Raw genomic sequence first — 25,664 nt, 5'->3', positions numbered from 1 at the left:
GAGATAGACGTTCGAACAGGAAATCGGCTACAGCAGCACAAGTGCGTCGCGATGGATAACTTCGAACCGCGTCCGGTCAGAGAAAAGGGCTTCAATCTCTATAAGTGCTTTTCCTGCGATTTGATGAATCTCGTGACTTGAATAGGAGCATTCCCCTCGGGCAATCGGTACCCCGTCCTGACTAACGACATCGATGACGTCACCCGCATGAAAGTTACCGTCGCATTTTGTGATACCAGCAGCCAGTAAGCTGCGTTCCTCACGTATGAGAGCATTGCACGCTCCGGTATCGATTTGTATCGAGCCGAGGGGGCGTTGGAAATAAGCGAGCCACCGTTTTTTGGATACTAATGGGGCCTTGCTGGCCACAAAGCGAGTCCCGATACTTTCTCCGTCGATCAGTCTTAAAATTATATTCTCCGCCGATCCATCCGCAATGAAGGTCTCGCACCCGGCAGCGGTAGCGATCTTCGCGGCTTGGATTTTCGGGATCATCCCGCCTACCGCGGTTGGGGAGTTGGTACCCTTGGCCATCGACTCTATTTTCGAATCTATGTTCTCGACGACAGGAACAATCTCCCCGGTTCCGTCCATGTCGATCAGTCCAGGCGCGGTCGAAAGGACCATGAGTTGACTGGCTTCAGCTAAGGAAGCCACCATTGCTCCCAGTGTGTCGTTGTTGCCAAATCTAATTTCGAATGCGCTGACGGAATCGTTCTCGTTGATAATGGGTACTACGTTGTAGCTGAGAAGCTGGTCGATCGTAGCCTTGGCATTGACATAGCGATTCCGAATGCGGAGTCCTTCGTGAGTAAGCAGAATTTGGCCGACCAAAAGATCGTAGGGATCCAGACCGTTTTGCCAGCACTGGATCAGCCGGCTTTGGCCAATGGAAGCGCAGGCCTGCTGCTTGGGGAGGGTTGAGGGTCGGCTTCTCAGTTTAAGATTGCCCATTCCCATGCCGATGGCTCCGGAGCTGACGACTAGGACTTCAATGTTCCGATTTCTCAGTTCCGCTATCTGGCTACAGATGGACTGGATGCGTACCGTATCAATCTCACCGATACCTTTGGTTAAAATACCGGTGCCAAGCTTTATGACGATACGTTGCATTTTAGATTGGTAGCAAGTAGCGGGTTAGTCCTTAGCTTTTTGCGAGCTATCGACTAATGGGCTTCAAGCGAATGAGCTTAGACCTTGGCGAAGGGGTGCTTAAACCGTCAAGAGGTCCTTCTCCTTGGCCGCGAGGAGATCGTTTATCTTTTTGATGCCGTTATCCGTTCCCGTCTGGATTTCCTTTTCGCAACGCTTGAGATCGTCTTCGGAGATCTCTCCATCCTTTTGCAGCTTCTTAATGGCATCCATGGCGTTGTGACGCGCCTTTCTGACTCCCACGCGGGCGTCCTCGGCATGTTTGCTCACCAATTTAACGAGCTCTTGTCTCCGATCTCCGGTAAGCTCTGGGAGGGGAAGCCGGATTATGTCGCCCATAATTGCAGGGGTGATGCCAATATTTGAAGTTTGGATAGCCTTCTCGATGGCTTTCAACGTGCCCTTGTCCCAGGGAGTGATCGCGATCGTTCGAGTGTCGGGGGTTGAAATGGCGGCCATGTCTCGAATCGGCATGGTGCTGCCATAGGCTTCGACCATGATTCCCTCGACCATGTGAGGATTGGCTTTGCCGGTGTTTACGGCTGAGAACTCATGTGCGGCGTGTTCGGTCGCTTTTTCGACACCTTCCTCGAAATTCAAAAAGATTTCATCTTCGTCCATAGCGTATTCGTTTTCAGGTTTAGTTAGAGGTTTTATACTTCTTTTAAAATCAAAAATTTAATCATCGGAGCAGACGAGCGTACCGACCTTTTCTCCCAGAATCGCTCGTCGGATGCTGCCTGCCTCGTTGAGGCTGAACACGAGAATGGGCACTTCGTTGTCCATGCAAAGAGAGAATGCGGTGGAATCGAGTATATTCAGTCTCTGCTGGAGAGCGTCGATGTAGCTGAGCTTGTCGTAGCGGATGGCGTCATCGTGTTTCATCGGATCCTTGTCGTAAATGCCATCGACTTTAGTCGCTTTCATGATGACTTCCGCCTGGATCTCGCTCGCTCGCAAGGCCGCGGTGGTATCAGTGGAAAAGTAGGGATTGCCGGTGCCGGCGACGAAAATGACGACCCTCCCTTTTTCCAGGTGTCTTATGGCCCGACGAAGGATGAAAGGCTCGGCTACCTGATTCATGGGTATCGAGGTTTGAACGCGTGTGACCACGCCCATCTTCTCGAGGCACTCCATGAACGCGAGGCCGTTGATGACAGTTGAGAGCATACCCATGTAGTCGCCAGTGGTCCGATCGACTCCTCGGTCCTTGGAGCCAGACAGGCCACGAAAAATATTCCCGCCTCCAATAACGATGCACACCTCGGTCCCCAGAGAGCGAATGTCCTTAATCTGCTCGCAGATTCGTTTCAGAATATCCCAATCGATCGGATCACCCGTTTCGGGGCTTCGCAGCACTTCGCCGCTTAGCTTGAGAATGATACGTTTATACTTGGGTTTTTCGCAGGAGTTTGAGTCAGAGGACATTAAAAACTCGTTAAGCCATAAGGTCTTAAGGTCGTCAATGCTGGGTTTTGTAAACTTCGTCCATTTCAGCGCTTGACGAGGTAGGGAAGTCTTCGCAACTTATGCGGCCATTAACAGCCTGATGGTGTAATGGTAGCACACCTGGTTTTGGTCCAGGCGGTCGGGGTTCGAACCCCTGTCGGGCTGCCATCCTTCGCGTGAAGTTTCGGATGGCACGCCTTTTCTCCTCTGGGGAATGACGTTTCGGGCGATGCGGTGTTTCGCATTGGTCTGCGAAGGATGCCCTTCGAAGCTTGAACAAGCCTATTAGGGCGATGACGTTTTAGTATGTTTTACGTCTATAGGATTCGGATTGTCAAATATCCGGATCGATCGTACACTGGGGTTAGGGAAGGTTCAAAGCAACGTTTTCCAGATCACAATCAGGGCAGAAATGTTTCCACTGCACCCTATCGAACCTAGAAGTTGATTTTCTAATCAGCGTTCGAAAAGAAGGAGATTGCCTTGGATTTCGAACGCTATCTCAAGTCTGAATCTGGCAAAGCGTTTGCGAGAAAGCGTCTTTGGAAATCTAATCCGTATAGAATTGTCAGGGTGTGGACCTGAGCTCGGTGAACTAACCTCTGCGGGTTGGACGCGGTCGGTGATTCTTGCACTTTAAATCACGAAATATTTCGAAATCGAACCGCAATTCATAACCGTTTCATTTCTTCTTTGATTAGCCGAAAGATTTAACTAGACAGGGTTTCGAGAGGCTGTCTCGACAAACTCAGTATCAGGAAGAACCTACATGTATATCTCATCGGATTGGCTTGGGCCATTGGAGGATGCGCTATTGAAGACGGAGCGAAAGCATTCCGGCTCCATTAGTATGCTGAGCGACATATTCAACGATCCTCACGAGTTGGTTCGCTGCTACGTTGAACCGCACTGTCGCTACGAAGATCATTTCGATAATGCGGGGAAGTCGGCTTGTTCTGCCTTCGATGCGGTGAATTTGTTCATGGGCGATGGGGTCGACGAATCGATCCAAGGTGGAAATCAGATGTTGATAATCGTGCATCGACCTCAGATGCTTTCGCTGATCGTTTATCTCTTCGAGAAGTATGGGCCCTTGAAAGATGAATATAGCATAATGGAGGCAGTTTCCTTACAGTGGCTCATCCAGGAGAATGAAAGGGCGCAAAAGGGGGGCGGCTCCTTTTGATTCGGTTGAGAAAAATGAGGTTCAGGGGAAGACAATGCCTCATGGTGATCCTTTTCTGGGAAGCCATTTCATTCACCAGTTCACTTTGTGCGGAGGATTTTTTGGGGGTTCCCCGAGAGGTGGTCGAAGAGGTAATGGAATTGGGCTATAATCTCGACCTGAGAACGCCGAAGTTGATTGAGCAGATCATTGTAGACTTCCCTGAATCGCCATTGGGACTCTGTTTGAAGGCCGCCCGGCTCTTTCGGCTCGACGATTATGCCGAAGGATCTGATACGGAAATCTCCGAGCAGTTTCAAGAGGCGTCTGACCTCGCAATCGAAGCAGCAAAGAACTACTATAATCGAAACCCTCAGGATCATGAAGCTCGCTATGTTCTGGGGATGTGCGAGCTCAATTTGGCCCGTTACTACATTGACCATCGGCGTTGGTTCAGTGGGTTTTTCAAGGCGACTTCAGGTTTGGGACATTTGAAAGCGATTCTGAAAGAGCATCCAGATTTCCATGACGCGAAAATGCCTCTGGGTGTAGCGAATTGCTTTCTGGACAAAACACCTTCATACCTCAAGCCGCTCGCGGCCCTTTTGCGGTTTTCCGGCGACATGGAGCTCGGTCTACAGCAGCTGAAAGACTCGGAGACGAAAGGGTTCCTGACCCGATATGAAAGTCTGTATTATCAAATTAGCGTTCAATGGGTGTTGTTAGAGGATAAAGAGGCGGCTAGAGAAATTCTGGATCGCTTCATTGAGCGATTTCCTCGAAACGTAGACGCCCTCGCAATGCGGGCCGATCTGGATCGCAAAACGGAGCGATTTAAGGAAGCGTTCGAAGGGTACCAGTACATCCTGTCGATTCCCGAAATCAGTTACATAGGGGAAATGCGGGATTGGGTGATGCTTCACTCGGGCAACGTGGCCATTCAACTGGAAAAGCCGGAGATCGCACTTGAGAAGGGAAGCGTATTGTTGGAAACCGTTGAACCGTCGGAGAAGGAACTACGCGCCTGGGCGCAGATGCTGTATGCGAATGCGATCCTGCATCTAGGTCGAAGGGGAGAGGCGAGGGTGGAATTTGCTAAAGTGAAACGTCGGGATAATTCGGAAGCCTTCAAGGCGTCGGAGCGTATTCTAAATGAAATGGATAGAGACGAAGAATAGGCTCAACTTTCGCAGTAAAGGCCTCGATCGTTAGATTATGCCTCAAGCGGCTGCACATTATTTAGTTGGAGGCCGATTTATGGTTCGTTTACTCGGGTTTACATTAAGCCTAGGGTCGTTGTTGCGAGTCTAGCTAAAATTAGTCGGCGTTAGCCCGATAGATAGGATGGCAATTCGATCTTTTGAAAAACGTCGATTGTCTAGGGCGATAGTGAATTCAAGTCAGCCAGTCAAAATTTCGGGAATTCTGTTAGCGGCAATCGTAGCCGTTTGGCTGTGTGAATCAACTCGAGAGTCTAGCACGACGGATCACAATAAGGCGGGTAAGTTTGGTCTCATACAAGAATCGGTAGACGAGGTTCTCACTCAAAATCCAGAGATCGATGGATTGTCTCGAGAATCGAGCGATGCCCATCAAAATCAAGGCGGTTGGCCGCTGGGAAGATGCACTGGTTTTGTCGAGCAGGCGGACGGAAGGGTCCCCTGATGGAAATAGATATCAGTTGAGAAGGATCGTTCGTCATACAGCGATGAGGTTCCCTATTCTCGTTGGAGGAAAAATTAGAGCATCATCGGCTACGGGCTTGAAAGAACTGGGTGTGGAAGCGGTTTTAGAAAAACCTAGAATTACTTTGTATAATATTGAGGGAACTCTGATCGCATCGAATGAGACATGGGTGGCCAGGTCGGGGAGGTTATTGATCTATCGAGCCAAGTGGGTGCTTTCGATCTCAAGTTGGGGTCGAATGATTCAGCGATGGTTGCAGTATTACCACCAGGTCTCTATACATGTGTTTTGGATACAGTGACCGATCATAAAGGCGTGGGCCTGTTTGAGATATACCCTGTTCCTTGGGTTTTGGCGTAGTTCCAATTCGGTTACTTATTCAGTTTTGAAACAAATGACCCAATTCGGTCGACCGCTCTCGCCAGCTGTTCTCTAGACGCGGCGTAGCTAAATCGGAGATAGCCTTCGCCATTGATCCCAAAATCCGTTCCTGAGACGCAGGCGACCCCCCCCTCATTTAGCAGTCTCTCCGCCAAAACCGGCGAAGGTATTCCAACTTCGGAAACGTTGGGAAATGCGTAGAAAGCGCCTTCAGGAAGGCGGCAGTTAAATCCGTCAATCTGATTGAGTCCGCGCACGAATTCATTGCGCCTTTGCTGATAGGTCTTCACGATATCGGATACCGCTTCGTCGCACTGTTGAATCGCAACGATGCCCGCTCGTTGCGTGAATCCAGCCGTGCAGCCGACTGCATGCGTAAGCAAAAGCGACACTTTTTCCGCGAGGGCTTCGGGCATGATCGCGTAGCCGAGCCGCCATCCGGTCATGGCATAGGATTTGGAAAACCCGTCTACAATTAGGGTACGCTCGCTCATGCCTTCCAGTGCATAGATACTGTCCGCAGGGGAATCACTGTAGACAAGGCGTGAGTAGATTTCATCGCTCAGCACCCAGAAGTCGTGTTTCTTAGCGAGGGCGGCGATTGCCATTAAATCGGCCTTCGAGATGACTCCACCAGTGGGATTGGCGGGAGAATTAAGTATCAGAATTTTCGTTTTTTCAGTGATACGACTTTCGAGTTCGTCCAAGTCGAAAGAGAAACTGTTGGCCTCTACCAGTGGTACTGAAACCGGTACTCCACCGGCTATTTCAATATCGGCAGGGTAGGAAGGAAATCCGGGATCCGGGAAAAGAACCTCGTCCCCTTTTTCGAGAAGCGCAAGTAACGGGAACAAGAGAACGGGTTTGGCTCCGGGCCCGACTACCACCTGCGAAGGGCTTGCATGGATCCCTCTGGTTTTCGAGTAGTTCGCGATCGCCTCTCGCAGGTCTGCGTATCCTTCGGAAGGGTTGTATCGGGTGAAGCCCGCGTCGATGGCTCTCTTTCCTTCCTCAGCGATTGGCGGGAAGGTACTGAAATCAGGTTGTCCGATTTCCAGATGAACGATGTCGCGGCCTCCCTTCTCGAGGGCTTGAGCCAGTCCCATCACTCGATAGGCGCCTTCTGATTTGAGGTTTTGGATTCGGGCGGCGAAGTTCATGGCGAATGCGTAGTAAATCGACATTTCGAGAGCTAGAACGCAAGCCGGGAAAGAGCCACGGACTCGGAATAAGCAATGAACCCTTTTTATTGTGGTCTCAATATTTCTGAAACCACCATCTGTCAGTCGAAGCTCGTCTAAAACCTAAGGGTCAAAGCGTTCCATTTGACATCGCTTCTGGAATCGCTGTCAAAAAGCCTTGAATCGAAGGCCATGGCAGACACTCGATTGAGCGGAACGGACTGGTGGGATGCGAACTGAGTAAATTTCCAGCCCCGGTCACTGAGGGGATGTATATACTTTTCCATTAGACGAGAAGTGATGTTTTCATTAGCATTGAAGGCGATGGTATCGTCGATATTGATCGATTGGTAAGGGGTCTCGATTTCAAGAACATAGGCGTCCAGGAGGGGTGATGCGGGAATCGATTTTGCGTATGCCAACGCAGTGGTTTGAATGGGGGTGTCGGTGTTCTCTGGAATGTTGGAAAGGGCAACTTCGGCACGCGCCACTTCAAAAAACACAGGCCCATGAGTTTCAGGCTCGATGAGATTGGCCGGACTTTCCATTTCAGCCACCATGATTTCTTGAGAAGGTAAAGGTTCTTTAACCGCATTAGCGACGTATGCTGGGTTTAGCATTTGCATAACCAAGAAACCAACTACCCCGCAGGATGTGGCCGCTCCACAAAGTAGACCAAAGTTCCGAAATCGCGGCCATCCGCTTACTCCTGCTCCGAGATCCTCTACCGGCTGCAGTTGGAGAAGCCGTCTCTGTTTTATTCGGAGATTGTTTTCAAACCGGTTCCAGAAAGCAGGAGACGGATTTTCTGCGCGCTTCACTTTTAGAAGCTGGTCCAAGGTATAGTTGCCTCGAGAATTCCGCATCGTGGGGATTAGATGCGTTTCCGGTCGAAGCATTCAAAAAAACATCATTTTCTTATAATTTACTGAAAAAGGTATTTTTAATCGAGGCTGAGACCCTTTTAATGGAAATGTAAGGCCCTGATATTCAATTTCTAATGGGAAGTGAAATCTATGCTCACCGGAATGGGCACTGTCTCCTGAAATGCTTCAGAAAACAGACAAAAAGAACTAATCCCCGTCCGTCTGGTTAGATGATCCTCGTTCATAGAGTGCGTAGCCGAGCAGGGGAATGGTATGCCTTCGGATCAACAAGATGATTGAACAGGCGACAAGTACGACCACTGCGAGCATGCCGAACTGAAAGCGCTCGCCTTCCCAGCCAAGCTTGGTGAAATGGCCGATGATCGCGCCCATCATCAGGCCAGAACCCAGCATGGCTCCAAACGTAATGCTGGAAGGAACTAGCAGCAGGATACAGGCAACGAGTTCGAGAATGCCGATTAAAACACGCCCCTCGGGCTCCATTTCGAGTTCTGTGAAGAGTTGCACCGATTCAGAGGCGCCGCTGAATTTGAAGAAGAGTGTTTGGCCCATAATGATGACCGCTACAATTTGAGCGATCCATGAGACGATAGAGGAAGACCGATTGTTCATGATAGTCATTGGAGGTTAGGCATTGATCGCTAGTTCGAGCTGCTAAGGAAGGTATTCAGGGTAGAGCCTTTGGGCACGTACAGATGCTCGAAGGAAAGTTCCTGAACCGAACGGCATCCCGTTGCGCAGAGCAACTCCTGCAAATCGTGCTCCAGATTGTCTACATAGTGGGCAACTCGTTTTGATTTTAAATCGATATCGAGACCCCTCTCCAATTCCGGATCATGAGTCGTGATGCCGACCGGACAGGTATTGCTGCCGCATTGCATGGCTTGGATACAGCCGATCGATAGCATGAATCCCCGGGCCGAGGCGACCACGTCGGCTCCAAGACAAAAAGCGATGAGTTGGCGCCCGGCCCCCACCAGTTTGCCGGATGCTATGATCTTCAGTCGATTGCGGACATCATGCTCGGTCAGGATGTCATCCACTTTTTTCAGGGCAGGGAAAAGGGGAAGCCCAACTCGATCCATAAATGCCTTGGGAGCTGCTCCAGTGCCTCCCTCTGCTCCATCAATGGTAATCCAGTCTGGAAATACGTCCTGTCGTTTCATTTCGGATACGAGTCCTTCAAACTCGGCTGGGTTTCCAATACACATCTTGATTCCGACGGGGAGCTGAGAGGTCTCTTGGACCTGTTGGATGAACCTAACGCTGCTTTCCAGATCCACGCATTCAATATGGCTAGGGGGTGAAACGACATTCTCTCCCATTGGGACTCCTCTTAGGGCAGAGATTTCAGGGGTAATCTTTTCTTTAGGCAGCAAACCTCCCTTGCCCGGTTTTGCTCCTTGAGAAAATTTGATTTCGATCATTTTGATTGAATCTTTTTTGGCGAGATCACGAAGCTTCTGGTCTTCGAGGTGCCCATCTTCAGTGCGCACGCCGAACTTCGCGGTCCCCATTTGGAAAATCAGATCACAGCCTTCCTCTAGGTGGTACTTGGGGTAGCCCCCTTCGCCGGTATTCATCAAGGTTCCTGCTAGCTTGGCCCCGCGAGCAAATGACCGAACTGCACTCTGTCCGAGAGATCCAAAACTCATGGCACTAATAATGAAAGGGCGCTTTAACGTATAGGGATTAGTACAGCCGCGTTCTTCCCCAAAGGTGACACCGGCAGATTTTAGCTCGGCTTTTCGGATAGGAAACATCGCGTGCCTTATCTTTACTTCGGTGGAGTCGAAATCCTTTTGTGACCCGAAAGAAGATGCGGAATTGATATTTTGGGCTTTGCGGTAGACTTCAGATCGCTCGTTTCGGTTAAAAGGCCGTTCTTCAGTGTCGCTCAAATATAGATACTGTCTCAGCTCAGGTCCAATGCTCTCAAGGACATACCGACCTTGGCCCAGAATTCCGAAATTGCGTAGAATAGCGTGCCCTTTTTGGGCAAACAGATAGAAGGCGTTGAGAGAGCTTAGGAAAATAAAGGCTACGGTGAGAAAGTGAAAATAAAACGAGATCCTGAGCCCAGCTAAGAAGAACAGTCCGGCCAAAATCGGAATCGCGAGATTGGTGAAGCGGGAAAGCTTGTGAAGGTTTACGACAAGTTTGCCAGTCATTGGCATAGGGCGGATCGTTTGAGGTTATTGCGTAGAAAGCTATACTCGTTATCTGATATTTCGAGAGGCTTTGCAAGGTTGATAGGAAATTCAATTGTGTTGATAGATTATCGTTGGTATCCTCATTGCGGTTCGGATCAGTAACTGGAACGAGGACCGCAAGGTGCAAGCGGAGTTCGAGCTCTATATCAATTCGATTGGCTAAATCCATTGCCCCAATAAACAGAGGGTGAAGTTAGTGGACGTCCTGGCTAATCCCTCTGAAAACGTAAACCTGATCAAAAGTAGAGCCCCGGAAGCAGTACCGGCATTGGCAAGAATATTTGCCATTACCACCCTGCATTCCCGGAACGGAATAACTACCCCATTTTCGATCCGAACCCCGACCAATCTTGAAATGTGAAAATTACAGCAAAGAGTGAGGTGTGGAAGCAGTAGTCGCTGGAAGACCTCAACTATCCTGAGCTCACTTTATGGCACTCCAACTGCATTAAATAATCCCTTCCCAGCCGCCGAAGATTTTTTGCCACATAATTTTGATTTCCACTAGTAAGCTTTTGGGGATAGTGGTTTGAAGGGTCATTGTCTCAGCGTTAGCCAATTTGACTAAACTTAGGCAGCCCGCCTGGATGAGTGAAGTACATAATGGAATGCTGATTCGTGCCAGGGTATCGTCCGGACGATGATGAAAGAAGCGGCCGGAGGTACAATTCGAGCGTAAGGGAATCGACTATCAAGACTTCAACAAGGAAGTCGCTGACAAAAACACCACAGCGACCGACAGTGACGTGATCAGGAATTAGATCAGCACATTAAGTTGCACTTCGATTGTCACATGCACCAGCGACATCGACGACTTCAGTGACCGCTTTATATGGGAACTCAGCCCCATGAGTACCACTACTGCGGACAAGATCGGACCAGTTGAGAAAGGGGCTCTCGCCGCGGCTAGTGGTTGCTGAGTAGTTCGTTGGGTTCGTTATTTCCAAATGCCCGAGGCTGCTGCTTTTGGGCTTTTTTTGCGGCCTGCAAACCCCCGTTTGGGAAATCAACAAGGACGAAAGTTGGAGTAATCACATCAGCCTCTGCTCTCAAGGCCCCGACGCCAGTATCCCAAAATGCCGAAAGGGCTGGGTTAAAGGCGGTCCCGGTTGGCGGCAGCGTGGTGTTGGCCATATTTTTCGATGATCTTTTGGGCTAGTTTATCATAGCGAGCATAGAACGCTTTTTTCGTGACCCTCTTGTTCTGCGATACACGGGCGTTTGGGTCGGCATTGAAATTGAAACTATGGGCCAGATTACCATGCACTTGGTTGTTCATCGCTTGGTTTTTCTTTTGCCCCAGCATGACCCAGGGTTGGAGCTTCCCTCCCCACCGAGTCATGACGGCATTGTTCAGAATCTTGGAACTCTGGGCGTCGTAGAGAGATACGCCGTGGTAGTGGCTCACAAGGCAGACGTTGTCTTCCACGAGGAAATTCACGAGGGGCCCGTCGAAAAAGCCGATGGCCTGGCAGGTACCTTTGAGCGGTTGTTGATCGTCCGACCAATTGACTATGAGGTTCCCTCGTAAAGTAATGTTGCGGACGGTTCCGGTTCCTTTATTGAACAGGAAGCACTGGATCGCATCATCGTGGTTCTGGTCACCGTCACCGCTGCCCACATAGACGTTTCGGATGACGTTGTTCTCCAACGTGATCCCATCGCGCATAACGCGTATGCCGTCTCCCGAGAAGTCGCTGACCACGTTGCCTTGAAAGAGGGATTCAGTGGAGGCCAGTTGGACTCCGAAGCGAGTGTTAAGGACAAAGTTATTACGAAACGTCAGCTTCGTCCCGTGTCTCCCCTGATACATCCCGTTGTGGAGGCTCATCCACTTCTTCGGCCCCCAGTCCTTGGACTCCAGTCCATCGTGAACAAAACAGTCCTCGACTACGATGTTCTGGGCTGGGCCACGCTCCCCGACCGTCAGGATTGTGCCTCTGTAGGGAGGCTCCCCCTCTTTCGCAAAGGTTGGGCTTACCACCAAACCTCGTATGATCCAGCCGCTCCCTTTTTCGATCTCGAATCGGGCAAGCCGGGGTCGCGCCCCCTCATCGGCCTCGATGGTTAAGGGCCGAGGATTGTTGCCGGAGAACTTCGCGCGACCGTGGTAGCCATCCCTGAGCTTGAGAGTCGTGCCTGGTGGGAGTCGCGGCAGGAGACCGGCTTTGATGACTTCCTCAAGTGTGCGCCAGGGCCGTTTGGACGAACCATCCCCCTCGGGCCCCCCATTGATTGGATCAACATAGGCTGTCGCCGCCCCTTCCTCAGCATTCAGATTCGGAAGGGCATTGGCGAAGATCAATGCCAAGAGCGAGGAGAGGGTGCCCATGGGTAGCGGACTGCGTCTGATCGGAGGTCGGAAATATTTCGGTCTTCGTCGGGAGCTGGGAGGGAATAAAGAGTATAGAATGTTAGATCGGGAATTCAATTTTTCAGGTTGGGTGCGATGGGTATTTACAGGGTTAAAAAGCAAGTCTGGGATTGGGCTGGGCTATTTTGATCATTTCGCTCTGTCGGGTAACGCGGCCATAGGTGACTCGATAACAGTGGGCAGTAGTCAGTAGGTGGGGATAGCGGTGAACGTGACTAATGATAGATTGTTGAAAGGGAATGGATGTGTCTATCCTTTCGGTGCAATTGTTCCGATCTTATCAGCGGTTAGGTATGAGGTCGAGATGGGGTTTCAACCTGAATTTAGGATTACCCCTCTAATATGTGACCTGAGCAAGCGGCGCCCTCAAGAACGGCCTTTACGCTGGCCCTTGGCAGGAAGGGTCTTGCGCCACTTCTCGATCTCAGTTGCGAGTTGCTGGGTAATCTCCGGATGCGAGCGAGCGACATTGGTCTTTTCTCGAGGGTCTTTACTCAAATTGTAGAGTTCGGGTCCCTTTCGGGTAAGGTGGAGCTTCCACGGTTCGAGAAGAGCGGCGTCTCCACCCGCTCTCCAGAATAACGCCCGAGTCGGGTTGCGGTCGCCGCCCCGCCAGATGTCGGCAACATTGAGTCCTTCGAATTGGGCGGGATCGTAGTAGGTATCCGTAAGGGTGCACAAGGTGGGCAGCCAGTCCAAACCGGAAAGCACGCTGGATCCATTGACGTGGCTGGGGGGAACGTGGCCTGGCCAACGGATAATGAACGGTATCCGAACACCGCCTTCGTACTTTTCGTGTTTGCCCCCTCTTAACCCGCCAGACCAGCCAAGCATGTTGGCCTTGAAAATCTTATCCATGGCTCGCTGGCGGTCGTTTTGGTAGTCGCCGTTCGGAGCCGCTCCTTGATCACTGGAAAAGACCACAATGGTGTTGTCGGCGAGCTCGAGCTCATCGAGTAAGTGGAGCACCCGTCCCACTGCGAAATCCAGTGAATAAACATCGGCCAGGTAGTTGCGGAAGCACTCATCGACGGAATAGCCCCACTCACGCGTGTTCTCGAATTTGTCCGACATGTAAGAGTCGAATTTCGATTCATCTATCTCGAGTTTGGCGATCGCCTCAGGGATCCGTTTCGATGGTGGGACCGGATAGTGGGTGATGTGGCCCCAAATATTGACATAGAAGGGCTCGTCCTTATGCCGTTTGATAAAATCAATGGCAGCTGCGAAAAGGCCATCGTCGCGACCGTCAGAACCATCCGAGTTCCCGATGATCTTCACCTCATCGAGACCGTAGTGGTCTTCGGGAACGCCATCGCTGTCCGCCCCAATGTGCCACTTACCAAAATGCCCGGTGGCATACCCCTCGTTGTTGAGTAGTTCGGTGATAGTGATCCGGTCGCCAAAGCCAAAATCCGCCATGTTGGCATCGAAACTGGCTGGATGGTGGCTCGTCATAAACCCTGTGCGGCTTGGGCAACAGGTTACTCCCGTGGCGTAGTGGCGGGTGAATCGTGTGCCTTCAGCCGCGAGCCGATCGATGTTGGGCGTAACCGCATAGGGATGCCCGTAACATCCCAAATCTCCCGTACCCAAATCGTCCGCAAACATGAAGACGATATTGGGGCGGCGCTCTTCGGCCGGCTGGGAAGAAGCGGGCATCCACAAGAAGAGATACAGTGATAAAAAGACGTAGCGGCGATAAAGATTCATTTCGGTTGATGGGATGACTAAGCGAACGGTTAATGGGAACGGCTGAAGGAGACCGGAGCAAGCACGAACAAAGCGGGTGACATCGAAATTAGAGGGCTTTAGAGGAAGCCCAATCCGAACTAAATTTATTGAGTGGTCTAAGAATAACAAAAGCCCGTACGAGATATAGGTCTTCGGTAGTGTTGAAATAAAGCCACGGCTTCTTCCCAATAAATTTGTGTTTTGAAGGTGCCTCCATTAAAGCCGAAGGCATTATGAAATCCAACACAGTCCAAATTCTCACTACAGTACTTAGTAACGTCGCCGTCTTTGGAGGGCTCATTTTTTTAATTTTGGAACTAAGACAGAACTCAGAAATAGCTTTATCTCAAGTTCGACTCGCTAGGGATAACGCAATTCTGGAAGAGTTCAGTCATATTTATGGAGATAACGATGTTCTATCTCTGCATTTGAAGCTCCGAAAAGGGGATTTTGAGTCGATCACAGAACTCGAAAAAGAGCGCCTTTTTTGGTTTGAGCGAGTAAGGTACCAAAGGTTTGAAGATGTTTTTTTTCAATACGGCAGAGGGATGATCGATCAAATCGCCTTCGATGAAAGCATGAGTTTCGCGGCCAACAGAGTTTCTCTCTGGGAGTGGTTAGAAATCCCAATGGGAGATAAAGAAATGAACGATTTTGTTAGCAATCTTCGTGAATCTTCTACCTTCCTTCGGGACACTTGGTCGGATAAGTTTGAGGATTGGATTGAGAAAGAAATTTAGCTGGAATCAATCTACTTAATAGTGATTAAGGATTTGCTTTTGATAGACATGATTGTGAATTGAAGACGCCCACACATTAACCCTCGGACGCTTAAACGCTTTTTTCATGCATTATGAGTAGCAGTCAAATCAAGAAAATGGCGCAAAATCTTCCTGATGAACTTCGCACCTTATCGGTTCAGCATGGAAATGGCCGTAAACAGACAACCACTCTGGGACTTCCTAGGCTTGGATATTAGAACGAGGAATTCAGATTGGGCAACGGATTTGGATGCTTTCAAGAGTTCAACGAATTACAGTCGTTCAGATTGGAGAGAAAAATTCATCACATGGGTTCAGAACAAAAGCGATGCAACAACGACGCTGTAAATGCGGTAAGGGCTAGAATAAATTGCTGTGTTGAAGGCCAAGTCCTAATTTTGCTTCTATTATGAAAACAAACACCTTCATCACCATAAGCACAGCAACTGCCCCAGAAAATCATCGTCTATGGCACAGATTTTGCAATAATTGTATTATGAAATTAATTCAATTAGTCTGTCTCTTTTTAATCATCAGTGCTTCCTCTTTAACATTGAATGCCGATAATCAGCTTAGGTTTGAAAAGGTAGAAGAAAATAAGCAAATGGCTCTAATGTTCTTTGAGAAATTGCTTGCTGATCCAGAGGCATTAAAACCGATATTCCATAAGGACTTTACATTCACCTACATGGGGAAAATTCCAGACACCTTAGTCCCCTATGGAGTGCCGTATGACAGTGAATCGCTTTTTACAGAATGGCTTGCTCATATCCCCAAGGTTTTACCCTTTGGGATAGAACTTAAAACGACTGATATAATTGCGGATGAAAATGGAGTTGCCGTGCGGCAAAAAGGAGAAGCGAAGGGAAAATACGGACAGTACAATAATGATTACTCATGGCTTTTTAAGTTCAAGGATGGTAAAATTTTATCCATTGAGGAATTCAATAGCGACTTTTTAGTAGCTAAAAGTCTTTATGGTAGGCGACTTGCCCCATCCTCTCCCTAGCCTTAGCTAGGACCTTTTCATAGTCTTCTTGGCTAACAACATTCCTAGTGAACGTCGTCTCTTTCCTACGTTCTTCAATACGGCGAGCTTGTTGCCAGCTCTTTTCTTTAGCTGTGGAAACGTAATAAATATCGCGGAACGTGGCCTTCAGCTTTCCACATCCTGAGAGGCATTGGCCACTCCTATCCAGTCGATAGCGCACATGACGATCGGCTTTCCGGATCCAAGAATGGCGAGCCCTCGACAGCGCAAGGTGATCTCGTCGTGTTTCCTAACGGGATCGTAGGCCAATTCCGAGCCAGCCGGTGGGGTTGCATCCACATCGAATTTCGCAATACGTATCTGGAATGCGGTTACTGAAGCCGAGAATCCGGCGAGAGCAACGCAACAGAATAGAATATGGGCAGAGAAAATTTTCATTTTCAGGTTTAGAAAACTGGTTACGCTAGCTCAGGTAGGCGTATCGGATCGGGCAATACTCCATTGAGGGGAAGATTTTCGCTCAGCTCGCTTCGCAAGTCTTCCAGCTTTTCTCGAAGCTCGTTACGTTTGGAGCGGTACTGAGCTTGTCCTACCAAGTTGTTCAGTTGGTAGGGATCTTTCTTTAAATCGTAGAGAATCCAATCGCCTTCCATGTGATAGGCGTAGACCCAATCTTTAGTTCGAATGCCACGCCAGTCGCAGCCCGGACCCCCTCCGTTGTGAGTATTGAAAAGGTAGGCGCTATCGCGAGTTTCTGGGCTTTTCCCTACAAATACTTCTGAATGGTCGAATCCTTGGACTTTATCCGGAATATTGGCGCCGCATAGGCCGAGCAAGGTTGGCATTAAATCGACCGACGAGACAATCCAATCGCGTTTTAGACCGGCTTTGATTTTTTCTGGATAACGTATGATGAAAGGCACGTTAATCGATTCCTCCCAAGGGCGTTGCTTCAGACGGTGCCCTTGCGAACCGAGCATGTCACCGTGATCCGAGGTAAAAACCAGTATCGTTTTTTCCGCGACTCCAAGACGGTCTAGTTCCTTGGTGATCCTCCCCACGCAATCGTCCAAGCTGGTGACCATGGCATCGTATTGCAGCAGTTGATCTTCATCCTTCTTTGCCCGAGGGGGGACATTTGGCCTTTCTGCTAGGGTACGGCCTTCGTACGAATCGAGAAAGCGCTCAGGCGCTCGGTAGGGATTGTGCGGGGGACCGTAGGAAACCGCCAAAAAGAAAGGGTCATCGCGGTGAGTGCGAATGTATTCAATCGCTACATCGGTTTGCACGTCCGGTTCCCAGCCATCCACAGTGACCGCTTCCGTGTCATCGTTAATCCAATACTCAGGATCGAAGTGAGCGTGGGAACAATTCCGAACAGCCCAGAATTTCCAATTACGCCGGTCTTCCTTAGCGACCGGGTTATTCCGATGCCCTGCCAGATGCCATTTCCCGATGTAGCCGGTGTGGTAACCTGCTTCCACCATCTTGTCAGCGATGGTGACTTCGGAATTGGGCAGCTTTATGTCGTTGTGAACGACACCGGTCGCGTGACCGTACCGACCTGTCATTAGCTGTCCTCGGTAAGGCGTGCAAACCGGAGAAGCCGCAATCATATTGGTAACCAGCAATCCTTCGCTGGCCAATTTATCCAGACTCGGGGTAATGACCTGTGAATTGCCCATGCAACCCATATCGTGGGCCCGCATCTGGTCGGCTAAAAGAAATATGACATTCGGTTTGGAATGATAATCAGCACGCAGGACCGTTGACGATGTGGCGGTCGCCGCGATACCGGCGACTGCGGTCTTAAGAAAGTCTCTTCGTTGCATCGTTAGATTTTGGGGGTATTTGCGTGTGTCGCTTAAAGCCTGAAAGATTATAGTTTAAGAATGGTTACACTTTCTGGTTTTTCAAGCGGAGCTAGTGATTTATCTATTTCAATGAAAAATACAGTAACAGTATCGCTAGGTAAAGCCTGGCTCAGGGTTACTGAAACGAAATTCAATTTGGGGTGTTTGATTCTAGCAGGAGGATGGTGGCGTCATTTGGCCCTAGCAAGTGGCAAAACGAGCCGTTGGACTGCGTTTCTTGGTGTTTCCTTACAGTCGAATGTCGATTAGCTCCGACTAACGCCGCATTTGGAAGATTCACCGGGGCAGCTCTTGGTCTTTCGGCGATTGCCCTTGAGGTTGCCATTACCCGCTTAGCGATGATCTCTTCACTTATTTGGTCCCTGCTGCTGACGAGTTTGTGACTATGATTAGGGTTTCTGGATTTAGGTCTAGGTTGGGGTCGACTAAATGGCCGGCCGGAAAAGTGATTGAGACGGCTGGGTCGGTCGTATCGAGGCACAGAAAGTGGTTGTTATCATTGTCTTCGAGCTCCGCAAGCGCCGCTGGCGCGATCTCCTCACGGGAACCGTCTGGTCGCTCCACGGTTACGCGATAAAGGGCACGTTCGGTGTCGCTGAGGTCGGCCTGGTTTGGCAGTCGCACGCCGCCGGTCCAGGTTACCCGGACCACCTGTTGGGTGCCTAAAGGGCAGGCGGACCCCCGGCCTGGTTTGGACCATTCGTCTTGGGTGACAACTTCCGCCAGTGCAAGGGTTGGTCCAGATTCGAGTGGAATGACATCGGTCTCGGTACCACTAAAGTTCAGTGTAGCGCCCGTCCTGCCGTCCGAGAGTAGTTCATCGACGACGAGCACCTTCACGGGCGGGTCTTTGTCGGCATCGCCGAATTCACCGATGAGGAGGATGGTTCTGAGCTCGCCTTTATCGTTGGCCGGTCGGAGCGTTAAGCAGTGGGGGTGCGTTCAGACCCGGATCGTGTGAAAACCCGGAAGTCCTCAGGCTGGAGGGTGTCCGGGTCAACGGTGTGAGACAGCACGACCGGCATGCCGTCCTGCCCCGCTGCACCAGGGCAGAGATTATTGGCTCCTCTTGGAAGGGCGTTGTCCAATCCGAAGAAGGCTGAAAGTATCCGTGCTGGTTGATCATTGGCATCCAGCTTGGTCGGATTCCCGGCTGATTGAAGCTCAGGTGAACTGAACATAATCGACGCCACACTTGTAGCGGCTAGAACAACGGCGGCCCGCAAGGGAATGCGGCAGACCTTGATCATCGAATGTGGGAAATACATGGATTCAGAAAAGATTGGGTTTATGGATCACAATACGAGATCGTTTAAATGTTTCTTTTTGATTTAGGGCTTAGATTGAGGACTGGGATTTACTTTAGCAATTTAGAAGGTGCCCGGAGCTGCTAGGTTCGAAATGCGGGAGATTGAAGGAGGAATAAGAGCATAAGGGTGATAAGCCTTTTTATGAAATTGAGTGAATAGTTGTGGGAGGCGGGTTTGTCCCACGATCTAATGTTAAAAAATGCCAAGCGGGGGCTTGGCGTTCCTAGGGTGGGGTCGCGGGGTCAACCCGCTCCTATGGTTTGAAAGTCCTGAAATGAATGGTTTCATTGGCTTTGGTTTTGACGATCGCCGCGGTTTCCGCGATCGCGCCGATTGCTCCTGCCGCGTGTTTCTACGGGTGGGGTTTAGCGGTTTCAATTGGATCGTGGTTGGGGTTGAGCGTGGGCATCTGGGCGTTCACTTCTGCCAGGTAATGGGTGAGGCACTGATCCAATTCCGCTGCCTTATTGTGCGTTTTGATCGTCTTTGCCAATAGAGCCTTTCCATTTCATCGATCATTCGCTGGACAGGGAAAGAGCTTTGCGCTTCAAGATGGGGTTCTTCTGGATTTTAGGGTTTACTGCCCGATAAAAGCCGGACTCATCTGTAAAAATTATAACCGAAATAGACGTTACGAACCATGCCTGTCGCAACACCTAAGCAATACGAAGCCATGCTGGATGCCGCCCAAAAAGGGGGCTACGCTTATCCTGCGGTTAACATCACATCCATTGTGACCATCAACGCCGCTTTGAAAGCGTTCGCTGACACTAAGTCAGATGGCATCATCCAAGTTTCCACGGGAGGCGGCCAGTTCGCTTCCGGTCTCAATGTGGGCGATGCCGCTTTTGGAGCGATCGTTCTCGCCGAAGCGACCCATGTCTTGGCGGAAAAGTACGATGTACTCGTGGCGCTGCATACAGACCACTGCCATCCAGAGAAAGTGGATAGCTTTTTGCGTCCTTTGCTAGAAGCATCTCGTAAGCGGATCGCGGAAGGCAAAGGCCCACTGTTCCAGTCCCACATGTTTGATGGATCGGTTGTCGCTCTAGACGAGAATTTGAAGATTTCGAAAGAGCTTTTAAAGGAATGTGCCGAGCTGGGCATCATCCTTGAAGTGGAAGCCGGTTGCGTTGGCGGTGAAGAAGATGGACACGATACTTCCGGTCTGCCTGCAGAAAAGCTCTACACGACTCCAGAAGACATGCTGGAAGTATACGAAGCGCTTCAGCCACTCGGCCGTTTCATCTTCGCGGCGACTTTTGGAAATGTACATGGAGCGTACAAGCCCGGCTCTGTTAAGCTAAAGCCAACGATCCTTCGCGATGGGCAGAAGGCGGTCATGGACAAGCATGGCGCCGAGGCGGAAATGGACCTCGTGTTCCATGGCGGATCGGGGTCGGATCTTTCCGATATTCGGGAAACGCTCGATTACGGTGTCATAAAGATGAACATCGATACGGATACTCAATACGCCTTTACGCGCCCAATTGTAACTCACATCTGCCAGAATATCGAAGGGGTGCTCAAGATTGACGGTGAAGTGGGCAACAAAAAGACCTACGATCCGCGGTCCTATCTAAAAGCGGCCGAAAAGAACATGGCCGATCGCCTCATCCAGGCGGCCAAGGATCTGCTTTCCGAAGGTAACACGATTTTCGGGAAAGCATAGTTTTCGGAAACACGGCAATTTTTTAGGACCGGTTCCCCAGTGGGCCGGTCCTTTTTATTTACTTCGGGGCTGACATTGGTAGAGGGCGATCTCTGAGCGCCCCTTGTCGCACGTATCGGGTGGGCACTCGGAGATCGCCCGCTACCTTAAAATTCTACGGGGATACTTTCTATGTAGAATTGCTCTCCAGCTACTTAATGGGAAGTTCGACGGCGGTCACTTGGTGGCTTATGCCGGGAAAGGTGACCTGGCGTCGGGTTAGGCTGATGTTATCCCTCAACTGGGATCCTTCGATTGTTTTTGCGTCGATAGCGGTTGCAGTGTCCGTATGGTCATCCGCCCATTCTGAATTGAGAAGGGCGATGCTCACGGCTTCGCCAATGATGTCTGGTCTCGCATAGTCGGGATGGCCGATGGCCCCAAAGTAGATCATCCCGCTACTCATTCCCACTTTCAAGGGCTCGTTGAATAGCTGGATGGCATTCAAAGCGGCATCGATGGCACGATCTTGATGATGACTGCCTGAGAAAAGACAGAGGATTCCTGCACCACGAGTCTTGATAGGAATCCCCCCAAAGCGAAGGGCGGATTCGGTGACTTGGTAGCAAACACTGTTGGTCCAGTTGGCGAAATCCCGAGGTTCTAGGTGTTCAGACTTTTCCCGGGCGGCTCGAGCTCTAATATCGACGATGGTGGCTTCAATGACATCCTTGTCTATGCTTTGGCAACCCAGTAGCCATTCGATGGATACTCCAAGCAACTGAGCCAGATCAGGAAGGATGCTGATGTCCGGCGCATTTTCCCCCCGCTCCCATTTCGAAACTGCCTGCGGGCTTACCTGGACAGCGTTAGCGATGTCTGTCTGGGTTAAGCCGGACTTTTTTCGGCGGTGGCGGATTCGATCTCCGAGGTCTTGCAGGTTCATAGATTAAGAGAGCAACTTAAAGGAGTATCGATGGGGATGAAAGACGAATCGTGGAATTTTGAGATCTTCTTAAGCGGCAGGCCCGGCTTGTGGAGCCTTAGCTTCAGCGAAGGAGTGGGGTCCTTGTCCTACCATTCAGACGATCGATAGTAACTGACGCGGCATAGCCCCTTTCGACAAGCTCAAGGTCTTGCGGAGAAGTGCTAGCGCTACAGTGAAAATGGGAATAAAATTTTGCCCAAGATTTCGCTCATCCGATGAGCTCGTGATAGGTGGAGCAATAGTCTTTTCTCTGGCAAGGGCTGCAGTTGCCTCCAATCCAGAGCGTATCGAACTGGTTCATGAGTGGACGGATGAGGTTGGGTTCGTCGGTCAGAATTCCTGACTCGAAATTGCGACGGAATTCCGACTTCGCCCCCATGCCGGCACCGGTGAGGTTGGCGCTTCCGGTATAGGCGAATGTGCCGTCGATAATGACTGTTTTAAAGTGGGCCCGCGGACAGAGAATCATCTCAAGGCGATCGATTAGATTGGGGAATCGATCAAAGTCTTTGCGAAAGGCAGGACCGGGTTCTTTGGAGTGTATAATCCGAATGAATACTCCATCTTCAATGAGTTCGGAAAGCGTTTGTAGAAAAGGAACCATCGATTTTCCTTTTTTTACATACATGTCCTTGATGTCAGCGGTCGCAATCCAGAGATAGGAGGTTGCCTTGATGACGGCGTCTTGGATGAGACGATCGTAGATCTGCCGATTGGTGACAATTTCGGTGGGCATAATTGATCAAGAGTGGAGGCTTGACGTTGAAATAGCAAGCGAAGTGCTGGGAGAGATGGAATGTCTCCTGCAGGAAGAATTTATCTGAAAACTGCACTAAAAAATAATGGCCATTTGGTCTTTGGGTCCTAGAACTTGGCTACATGTCTAAAGAGAAAGTCGCGTTTATTGGTATTGGAGTAATGGGGAAAAGCATGGCGGGCCATTTGCTTGAAGCGGGTTACCCGGTTTCCGTTTACAATCGCACGAAGTCCAAAGCGGACGACTTGGTGGCTAGGGGGGCTACTTGGGTGGATTCGCCCGCAGTCGCGTCGGTCGATGCGGACGTTGTTATTACGATCGTGGGCTTTCCAGCGGATGTCGAAGAGACTTATTTCGGTAGCGTAGGCGTCTTTAACACGATGCAACCAGGAGGCCTTGTGATCGATATGACGACCTCCAGCCCTGTTTTGGCAAAACGAATTGCAAGTGTTGCGTCGGAGAAAGGGATCGGCGCTTTGGATGCGCCCGTTTCTGGAGGAGACTTAGGCGCCAAGGAGGCCCGGCTTTCCATTATGATCGGCGGGGATGATACTTCCTTTGGAAGAGCGAAGCCTTTGTTTGAGATCATGGGCAAAAACGTTCAGCTGCAGGGCCCGGCAGGTTCGGGGCAGTACACCAAGATGTGTAATCAGATTGCGATTGCTGCGGGGATGGTGGCGATTGCTGAGTCGCTTGCCTATGCGAAAGCGGCTGGGTTGGATCCCAAGAAGGTGCTCGCGAGTATTGAAACCGGAGCGGCCGGTAGCTGGTCTTTGAGTAATTTGGCTCCTCGAGCCTTAGATGGGAATTATGACCCCGGATTTTTTGTGAAGCACTTCATTAAAGATATGGGGATCGCGATCGAGTCCGCCACTGAAATGGGGTTGACGCTACCCGGCCTGAATCTGGCCAAAGAGCTCTACGATCGTGTGGCGGCGTATGGGGGAGCGGAGGATGGAACCCATGCTCTTTTCCGCTTCTATTTTGAAGGAAAACAGGGAGCGAGCTAATGGAGTCCAAGAAGGAGGGTGGCTGGGTTCACTACAAAATCAGTTTGCAAATTGATGCGTTCGGACTAGTATTTCAAATTATGTGGCACTTGTTTGAGAACGACGAGGAAATCCGGAAGGATCGCGAGCTTCTGGACGAGATTACATCCTGCGATCTGGGGGAGCTCTGTCGCAGACAGCGGGGAGTTGGGTGTTGTCCGTAACTTCCTATTGGAAACAGGTAACATTTTTATGAGCCAAAAACTGAATCTCTTATTCCTCTGCACCGGGAACTCCTGTCGAAGCCAGATGGCCGAAGGCTGGGCCCGGAAGCTAAAAAGCGATCGCCTAAACGCCTACTCGGCCGGCATTGAAACCCACGGACTTAATCCGAATGCGGTCAAGGTGATGACGGAAGTGGGCGTGGACATAACGGAACATCGTTCCCAGCATATTGATGCGTTTGCGGAAGTTCCTCTGGACGTGGTCGTCACGGTCTGCAGCCATGCTCATGAAACCTGTCCGATATTCCCGGGTGATGCTCGCGTAGTCCATGTAGGGTTTGAGGATCCTCCCAAAATGGCGCGCGCGCTTGCGGCTCAGGGGGCTTCGGAAGAGAAGCAACTGGATTGCTACCGGAGGGTCCGGGATGAAATTAGAGCTTTTGTGGCAACCCTGCCCGAATCCTTGAAAGGAAATACTGATGAGTAGTGAAATCTGTCCCGCCGATGAGCGGAAAATGACTAATCCGTTTGAACGTTACCTGACGATTTGGGTCGGCTTGTGCATCCTTGCCGGAGTCTTGCTCGGAACAATTGCCCCGGGATTTGCCAAAGCCCTTGACGGCATGTCCATCAACGTCAACGGGGCTCCGGTTGTTTCTATCCCGATCGCAATCTGCCTGTTCTTTATGATGTACCCTATCATGGTGAAGATCGACTTCACCAAGGTAGTCAAAGCCGGTAAAAGCGGCAAGCCCGTCTTTCTCACTCTCTTCATCAACTGGGGCATCAAGCCCTTCACGATGTATGCCATTGCGTTTGTATTTCTTGGCATTCTGCTAAAAGGATTTATCGGTGAAGAAGCCGTCGATCTAGTAAAGATGCCTTTTGGTCTCGACCTGCCGGTAGGATCCGAACATGGGGCGGGCACAGTCGTAATGCAGGACGGAATCAAAATGCTTCAGGTTCCTTTGTGGCGCAGCTACTTTGCGGGGTGTATCCTTCTGGGAATTGCTCCCTGTACCGCCATGGTACTGGTCTGGGGATACCTTTCTCGAGGCAACGATGGGCTGACACTGGTGATGGTGGCGATCAACTCGCTAGCTATGCTTTTATTATACGGCGTGTTGGGCGGCTTCCTGCTTGGTGTGGGGAAGCTTCCCGTTCCCTGGCAAGCCCTGCTGCTGTCCGTTGGCATCTACGTTGCGCTCCCCCTGGTGGCTGGCTACTTTTCGCGAAAATGGATCATCGGCCATAAGGGCGAAACCTGGTTCCAGGAAAAGTTTCTGCACATACTGACACCCATTACTATCAGTGCCCTGCTTTTGACCCTGGTACTGCTCTTCAGCTTTAAGGGAGAGGTTATTCTGGCTAATCCGATGACTATTCTGTGGATCTCTATCCCCTTGTTCCTGCAGACAGTTTTCATATTCGCCCTGGGCTATGGAGCCGCAGTCCTCTTCAAGTTCAAGTATGAGGATGCCGCTCCTGCCGCCTTGATAGGGGCCTCTAACCACTTCGAAGTCGCCATTGCCACCGCGGTTATGCTGTTTGGTCTTTCTTCAGGAGCTGCCTTGGCTACCGTGGTGGGGGTCTTGATTGAAGTGCCTGTCATGATCATGCTCGTTGGTATCTGCAAGAGGACTACACACTGGTTTAACGCAAATTAGCTCGTGCCGAGAATGGAAGACTTTCGGTTTCTGCCTGTTTTCCTCCATTCCATTATTTAACTGCGTGCTGTTGATTCTTTTTTGAAGTCGTTTCAAAACTGAACCCAGTATGTATATGTCTACTCGTTCCTAATCGCCTGTTCTATCGAGCAAGTCCCCAAGAATAGAGCAGATTGAGATGAAGATATTCCTGCGTTTTGACCTTGTGACTGTCGGCGGTCGGGCTTTCG

At 50.4% G+C, this 25,664-nt stretch carries 27 protein-coding genes and 1 tRNA gene; 11 read left to right on the top strand and 17 right to left on the bottom strand.

Annotated features, from left to right (window positions below; genetic code table 11):
* Window positions 1–27 precede the first annotated feature (27 nt).
* The 3 genes from proB to pyrH form a co-directional block, all read right to left on the bottom strand.
* Window positions 28–1,113 (bottom strand): glutamate 5-kinase, encoded by a 1,086-nt coding sequence (proB, locus tag GA004_RS17395; protein ID WP_283395150.1) that lies wholly within the window; start codon window positions 1,111–1,113, stop codon window positions 28–30.
* A gap of 99 nt (window positions 1,114–1,212) precedes the next feature.
* Window positions 1,213–1,773, bottom strand: coding sequence for a ribosome recycling factor (gene frr / locus GA004_RS17390; protein WP_283395149.1), 561 nt, complete (start codon window positions 1,771–1,773; stop codon window positions 1,213–1,215).
* Between the two features lie 57 nt (window positions 1,774–1,830).
* Window positions 1,831–2,580: a UMP kinase gene (gene pyrH / locus GA004_RS17385; protein WP_283395148.1), complete on the bottom strand. Its 750-nt coding sequence runs from the start codon at window positions 2,578–2,580 to the stop codon at window positions 1,831–1,833.
* 115 nt (window positions 2,581–2,695) lie between these two features.
* Between pyrH and GA004_RS17380 the strand changes: the two genes are divergently transcribed.
* The 4 genes from GA004_RS17380 to GA004_RS17365 all read left to right on the top strand — a co-directional run bounded on the left by GA004_RS17380 (window position 2,696) and on the right by GA004_RS17365 (window position 5,431).
* A tRNA-Gln gene (locus tag GA004_RS17380) sits at window positions 2,696–2,769 on the top strand.
* A gap of 601 nt (window positions 2,770–3,370) precedes the next feature.
* A complete protein-coding gene (locus GA004_RS17375; protein WP_283395147.1) occupies window positions 3,371–3,787 on the top strand; it encodes a hypothetical protein in 417 nt (138 codons plus the stop codon).
* A gap of 14 nt (window positions 3,788–3,801) precedes the next feature.
* Window positions 3,802–4,944 (top strand): tetratricopeptide repeat protein, encoded by a 1,143-nt coding sequence (locus GA004_RS17370; protein ID WP_283395146.1) that lies wholly within the window; start codon window positions 3,802–3,804, stop codon window positions 4,942–4,944.
* Window positions 4,945–5,110: 166 nt separating this feature from the next.
* On the top strand, window positions 5,111–5,431 hold the full coding sequence (locus GA004_RS17365; protein ID WP_283395145.1) for a hypothetical protein: 321 nt from the start codon (window positions 5,111–5,113) through the stop codon (window positions 5,429–5,431).
* Between the two features lie 392 nt (window positions 5,432–5,823).
* On the opposite strand, the gene GA004_RS17360 is transcribed toward GA004_RS17365, so the two are convergent.
* From GA004_RS17360 to GA004_RS17330, 7 genes are all read right to left on the bottom strand, one after another.
* Window positions 5,824–7,017, bottom strand: a complete 1,194-nt coding sequence (locus tag GA004_RS17360; protein ID WP_283395144.1) for a pyridoxal phosphate-dependent aminotransferase — start codon at window positions 7,015–7,017, stop codon at window positions 5,824–5,826.
* Window positions 7,018–7,130: 113 nt separating this feature from the next.
* Complete coding sequence (locus GA004_RS17355) at window positions 7,131–7,880, bottom strand: hypothetical protein (protein WP_283395143.1); 750 nt, start codon at window positions 7,878–7,880, stop codon at window positions 7,131–7,133.
* A gap of 207 nt (window positions 7,881–8,087) precedes the next feature.
* Window positions 8,088–8,513, bottom strand: coding sequence for a DoxX family protein (locus GA004_RS17350; protein WP_283395142.1), 426 nt, complete (start codon window positions 8,511–8,513; stop codon window positions 8,088–8,090).
* A gap of 29 nt (window positions 8,514–8,542) precedes the next feature.
* Window positions 8,543–10,072, bottom strand: a complete 1,530-nt coding sequence (locus tag GA004_RS17345; RefSeq protein ID WP_283395141.1) for an FMN-binding glutamate synthase family protein — start codon at window positions 10,070–10,072, stop codon at window positions 8,543–8,545.
* Window positions 10,073–11,020: 948 nt separating this feature from the next.
* On the bottom strand, window positions 11,021–11,248 hold the full coding sequence (locus GA004_RS17340) for a hypothetical protein (RefSeq protein ID WP_283395140.1): 228 nt from the start codon (window positions 11,246–11,248) through the stop codon (window positions 11,021–11,023).
* Window positions 11,208–12,446, bottom strand: a complete 1,239-nt coding sequence (locus GA004_RS17335) for a right-handed parallel beta-helix repeat-containing protein (protein WP_283395139.1) — start codon at window positions 12,444–12,446, stop codon at window positions 11,208–11,210. Before GA004_RS17335 ends, GA004_RS17340 begins: the two co-directional genes overlap by 41 nt.
* Window positions 12,447–12,854: 408 nt before the next feature.
* The gene (locus tag GA004_RS17330; protein WP_283395138.1) at window positions 12,855–14,201 is read right to left on the bottom strand and encodes a sulfatase family protein; all 1,347 of its coding nucleotides are present in this window, start codon (window positions 14,199–14,201) and stop codon (window positions 12,855–12,857) included.
* A gap of 254 nt (window positions 14,202–14,455) precedes the next feature.
* On the opposite strand from GA004_RS17330, the gene GA004_RS17325 reads away from it, so the two are divergent.
* Together GA004_RS17325 and GA004_RS17320 are read left to right on the top strand one after the other, a co-directional pair.
* Window positions 14,456–14,962 carry a hypothetical protein gene (locus GA004_RS17325; protein WP_283394142.1) on the top strand — a complete coding sequence of 169 codons (507 nt, stop codon included), beginning with the start codon at window positions 14,456–14,458 and terminating at the stop codon, window positions 14,960–14,962.
* 430 nt (window positions 14,963–15,392) lie between these two features.
* Window positions 15,393–15,992: a nuclear transport factor 2 family protein gene (locus tag GA004_RS17320; protein WP_283395137.1), complete on the top strand. Its 600-nt coding sequence runs from the start codon at window positions 15,393–15,395 to the stop codon at window positions 15,990–15,992.
* A 147-nt stretch (window positions 15,993–16,139) separates the two neighbouring features.
* Here GA004_RS17320 and GA004_RS17315 read toward each other — a convergent pair whose 3' ends face one another.
* The 5 genes from GA004_RS17315 to GA004_RS17295 form a co-directional block, all read right to left on the bottom strand.
* Window positions 16,140–16,412 carry a hypothetical protein gene (locus GA004_RS17315; protein ID WP_283395136.1) on the bottom strand — a complete coding sequence of 91 codons (273 nt, stop codon included), beginning with the start codon at window positions 16,410–16,412 and terminating at the stop codon, window positions 16,140–16,142.
* A gap of 20 nt (window positions 16,413–16,432) precedes the next feature.
* Window positions 16,433–17,806 (bottom strand): sulfatase-like hydrolase/transferase, encoded by a 1,374-nt coding sequence (locus GA004_RS17310; RefSeq protein ID WP_283395135.1) that lies wholly within the window; start codon window positions 17,804–17,806, stop codon window positions 16,433–16,435.
* 393 nt (window positions 17,807–18,199) lie between these two features.
* Entirely contained in the window at window positions 18,200–18,688 is a 489-nt protein-coding gene (locus tag GA004_RS17305; RefSeq protein ID WP_283395134.1) for a hypothetical protein, read from the bottom strand.
* Window positions 18,689–18,771: 83 nt separating this feature from the next.
* Complete coding sequence (locus GA004_RS17300; RefSeq protein WP_283395133.1) at window positions 18,772–19,116, bottom strand: hypothetical protein; 345 nt, start codon at window positions 19,114–19,116, stop codon at window positions 18,772–18,774.
* A gap of 394 nt (window positions 19,117–19,510) precedes the next feature.
* Entirely contained in the window at window positions 19,511–19,651 is a 141-nt protein-coding gene (locus tag GA004_RS17295; protein ID WP_283395132.1) for a hypothetical protein, read from the bottom strand.
* A gap of 147 nt (window positions 19,652–19,798) precedes the next feature.
* Between GA004_RS17295 and fbaA the strand changes: the two genes are divergently transcribed.
* Window positions 19,799–20,830, top strand: coding sequence for a class II fructose-bisphosphate aldolase (gene fbaA / locus GA004_RS17290; RefSeq protein ID WP_283395131.1), 1,032 nt, complete (start codon window positions 19,799–19,801; stop codon window positions 20,828–20,830).
* A 190-nt stretch (window positions 20,831–21,020) separates the two neighbouring features.
* On the opposite strand, the gene GA004_RS17285 is transcribed toward fbaA, so the two are convergent.
* Both GA004_RS17285 and GA004_RS17280 read right to left on the bottom strand, forming a co-directional pair.
* Window positions 21,021–21,755: a helix-turn-helix domain-containing protein gene (locus tag GA004_RS17285; protein WP_283395130.1), complete on the bottom strand. Its 735-nt coding sequence runs from the start codon at window positions 21,753–21,755 to the stop codon at window positions 21,021–21,023.
* A 250-nt stretch (window positions 21,756–22,005) separates the two neighbouring features.
* Complete coding sequence (locus GA004_RS17280) at window positions 22,006–22,533, bottom strand: phospholipase D-like domain-containing protein (protein ID WP_283395129.1); 528 nt, start codon at window positions 22,531–22,533, stop codon at window positions 22,006–22,008.
* Between the two features lie 143 nt (window positions 22,534–22,676).
* Between GA004_RS17280 and GA004_RS17275 the strand changes: the two genes are divergently transcribed.
* Genes GA004_RS17275 through arsB form a run of 4 tightly spaced genes read left to right on the top strand, consistent with a single transcriptional unit; the run spans window position 22,677 to window position 25,434 of the window.
* On the top strand, window positions 22,677–23,564 hold the full coding sequence (locus tag GA004_RS17275; protein WP_283395128.1) for an NAD(P)-dependent oxidoreductase: 888 nt from the start codon (window positions 22,677–22,679) through the stop codon (window positions 23,562–23,564).
* Window positions 23,564–23,767, top strand: coding sequence for a hypothetical protein (locus GA004_RS17270; RefSeq protein WP_283395127.1), 204 nt, complete (start codon window positions 23,564–23,566; stop codon window positions 23,765–23,767). Before GA004_RS17275 ends, GA004_RS17270 begins: the two co-directional genes overlap by 1 nt.
* A gap of 28 nt (window positions 23,768–23,795) precedes the next feature.
* Window positions 23,796–24,254: an arsenate reductase ArsC gene (locus GA004_RS17265; protein ID WP_283395126.1), complete on the top strand. Its 459-nt coding sequence runs from the start codon at window positions 23,796–23,798 to the stop codon at window positions 24,252–24,254.
* Complete coding sequence (arsB, locus tag GA004_RS17260) at window positions 24,247–25,434, top strand: ACR3 family arsenite efflux transporter (RefSeq protein ID WP_283395125.1); 1,188 nt, start codon at window positions 24,247–24,249, stop codon at window positions 25,432–25,434. The genes GA004_RS17265 and arsB overlap by 8 nt, the downstream gene beginning before the upstream one ends.
* The last annotated feature ends 230 nt before the right edge of the window (window positions 25,435–25,664 follow it).

Source organism: Candidatus Pelagisphaera phototrophica (assembly GCF_014529625.1).
In the GTDB taxonomy this organism is placed as follows: Bacteria; Verrucomicrobiota; Verrucomicrobiia; order Opitutales; family Opitutaceae; genus Pelagisphaera; species Pelagisphaera phototrophica.
This window is presented reverse-complemented; position numbering and strand designations above follow the sequence as displayed.

Excerpts from the sequence above, each read along its gene's own strand:
- arsB (WP_283395125.1), top strand. The coding sequence starts at position 24,247 with ATGAGTAGTGAAATCTGTCCCGCCGATGAGCGGAAAATGACTAATCCG.
- GA004_RS17310 (WP_283395135.1), bottom strand. The coding sequence starts at position 17,806 with ATGCAACGAAGAGACTTTCTTAAGACCGCAGTCGCCGGTATCGCGGCG.
- GA004_RS17275 (WP_283395128.1), top strand. The coding sequence starts at position 22,677 with ATGTCTAAAGAGAAAGTCGCGTTTATTGGTATTGGAGTAATGGGGAAA.
- GA004_RS17265 (WP_283395126.1), top strand. The coding sequence starts at position 23,796 with ATGAGCCAAAAACTGAATCTCTTATTCCTCTGCACCGGGAACTCCTGT.
- GA004_RS17340 (WP_283395140.1), bottom strand. The coding sequence starts at position 11,248 with ATGGCCAACACCACGCTGCCGCCAACCGGGACCGCCTTTAACCCAGCC.
- pyrH (WP_283395148.1), bottom strand. The coding sequence starts at position 2,580 with ATGTCCTCTGACTCAAACTCCTGCGAAAAACCCAAGTATAAACGTATC.
- GA004_RS17300 (WP_283395133.1), bottom strand. The coding sequence starts at position 19,116 with ATGTATTTCCCACATTCGATGATCAAGGTCTGCCGCATTCCCTTGCGG.
- GA004_RS17360 (WP_283395144.1), bottom strand. The coding sequence starts at position 7,017 with ATGTCGATTTACTACGCATTCGCCATGAACTTCGCCGCCCGAATCCAA.
- GA004_RS17330 (WP_283395138.1), bottom strand. The coding sequence starts at position 14,201 with ATGAATCTTTATCGCCGCTACGTCTTTTTATCACTGTATCTCTTCTTG.
- proB (WP_283395150.1), bottom strand. The coding sequence starts at position 1,113 with ATGCAACGTATCGTCATAAAGCTTGGCACCGGTATTTTAACCAAAGGT.
- frr (WP_283395149.1), bottom strand. The coding sequence starts at position 1,773 with ATGGACGAAGATGAAATCTTTTTGAATTTCGAGGAAGGTGTCGAAAAA.
- GA004_RS17355 (WP_283395143.1), bottom strand. The coding sequence starts at position 7,880 with ATGCGGAATTCTCGAGGCAACTATACCTTGGACCAGCTTCTAAAAGTG.
- GA004_RS17345 (WP_283395141.1), bottom strand. The coding sequence starts at position 10,072 with ATGACTGGCAAACTTGTCGTAAACCTTCACAAGCTTTCCCGCTTCACC.
- GA004_RS17370 (WP_283395146.1), top strand. The coding sequence starts at position 3,802 with ATGAGGTTCAGGGGAAGACAATGCCTCATGGTGATCCTTTTCTGGGAA.
- GA004_RS17350 (WP_283395142.1), bottom strand. The coding sequence starts at position 8,513 with ATGAACAATCGGTCTTCCTCTATCGTCTCATGGATCGCTCAAATTGTA.
- GA004_RS17325 (WP_283394142.1), top strand. The coding sequence starts at position 14,456 with ATGAAATCCAACACAGTCCAAATTCTCACTACAGTACTTAGTAACGTC.
- GA004_RS17375 (WP_283395147.1), top strand. The coding sequence starts at position 3,371 with ATGTATATCTCATCGGATTGGCTTGGGCCATTGGAGGATGCGCTATTG.
- GA004_RS17285 (WP_283395130.1), bottom strand. The coding sequence starts at position 21,755 with ATGAACCTGCAAGACCTCGGAGATCGAATCCGCCACCGCCGAAAAAAG.
- GA004_RS17335 (WP_283395139.1), bottom strand. The coding sequence starts at position 12,446 with ATGGGCACCCTCTCCTCGCTCTTGGCATTGATCTTCGCCAATGCCCTT.
- GA004_RS17315 (WP_283395136.1), bottom strand. The coding sequence starts at position 16,412 with ATGAAAATTTTCTCTGCCCATATTCTATTCTGTTGCGTTGCTCTCGCC.
- GA004_RS17270 (WP_283395127.1), top strand. The coding sequence starts at position 23,564 with ATGGAGTCCAAGAAGGAGGGTGGCTGGGTTCACTACAAAATCAGTTTG.
- GA004_RS17280 (WP_283395129.1), bottom strand. The coding sequence starts at position 22,533 with ATGCCCACCGAAATTGTCACCAATCGGCAGATCTACGATCGTCTCATC.
- GA004_RS17365 (WP_283395145.1), top strand. The coding sequence starts at position 5,111 with ATGGCAATTCGATCTTTTGAAAAACGTCGATTGTCTAGGGCGATAGTG.
- fbaA (WP_283395131.1), top strand. The coding sequence starts at position 19,799 with ATGCCTGTCGCAACACCTAAGCAATACGAAGCCATGCTGGATGCCGCC.
- GA004_RS17320 (WP_283395137.1), top strand. The coding sequence starts at position 15,393 with ATGAAAACAAACACCTTCATCACCATAAGCACAGCAACTGCCCCAGAA.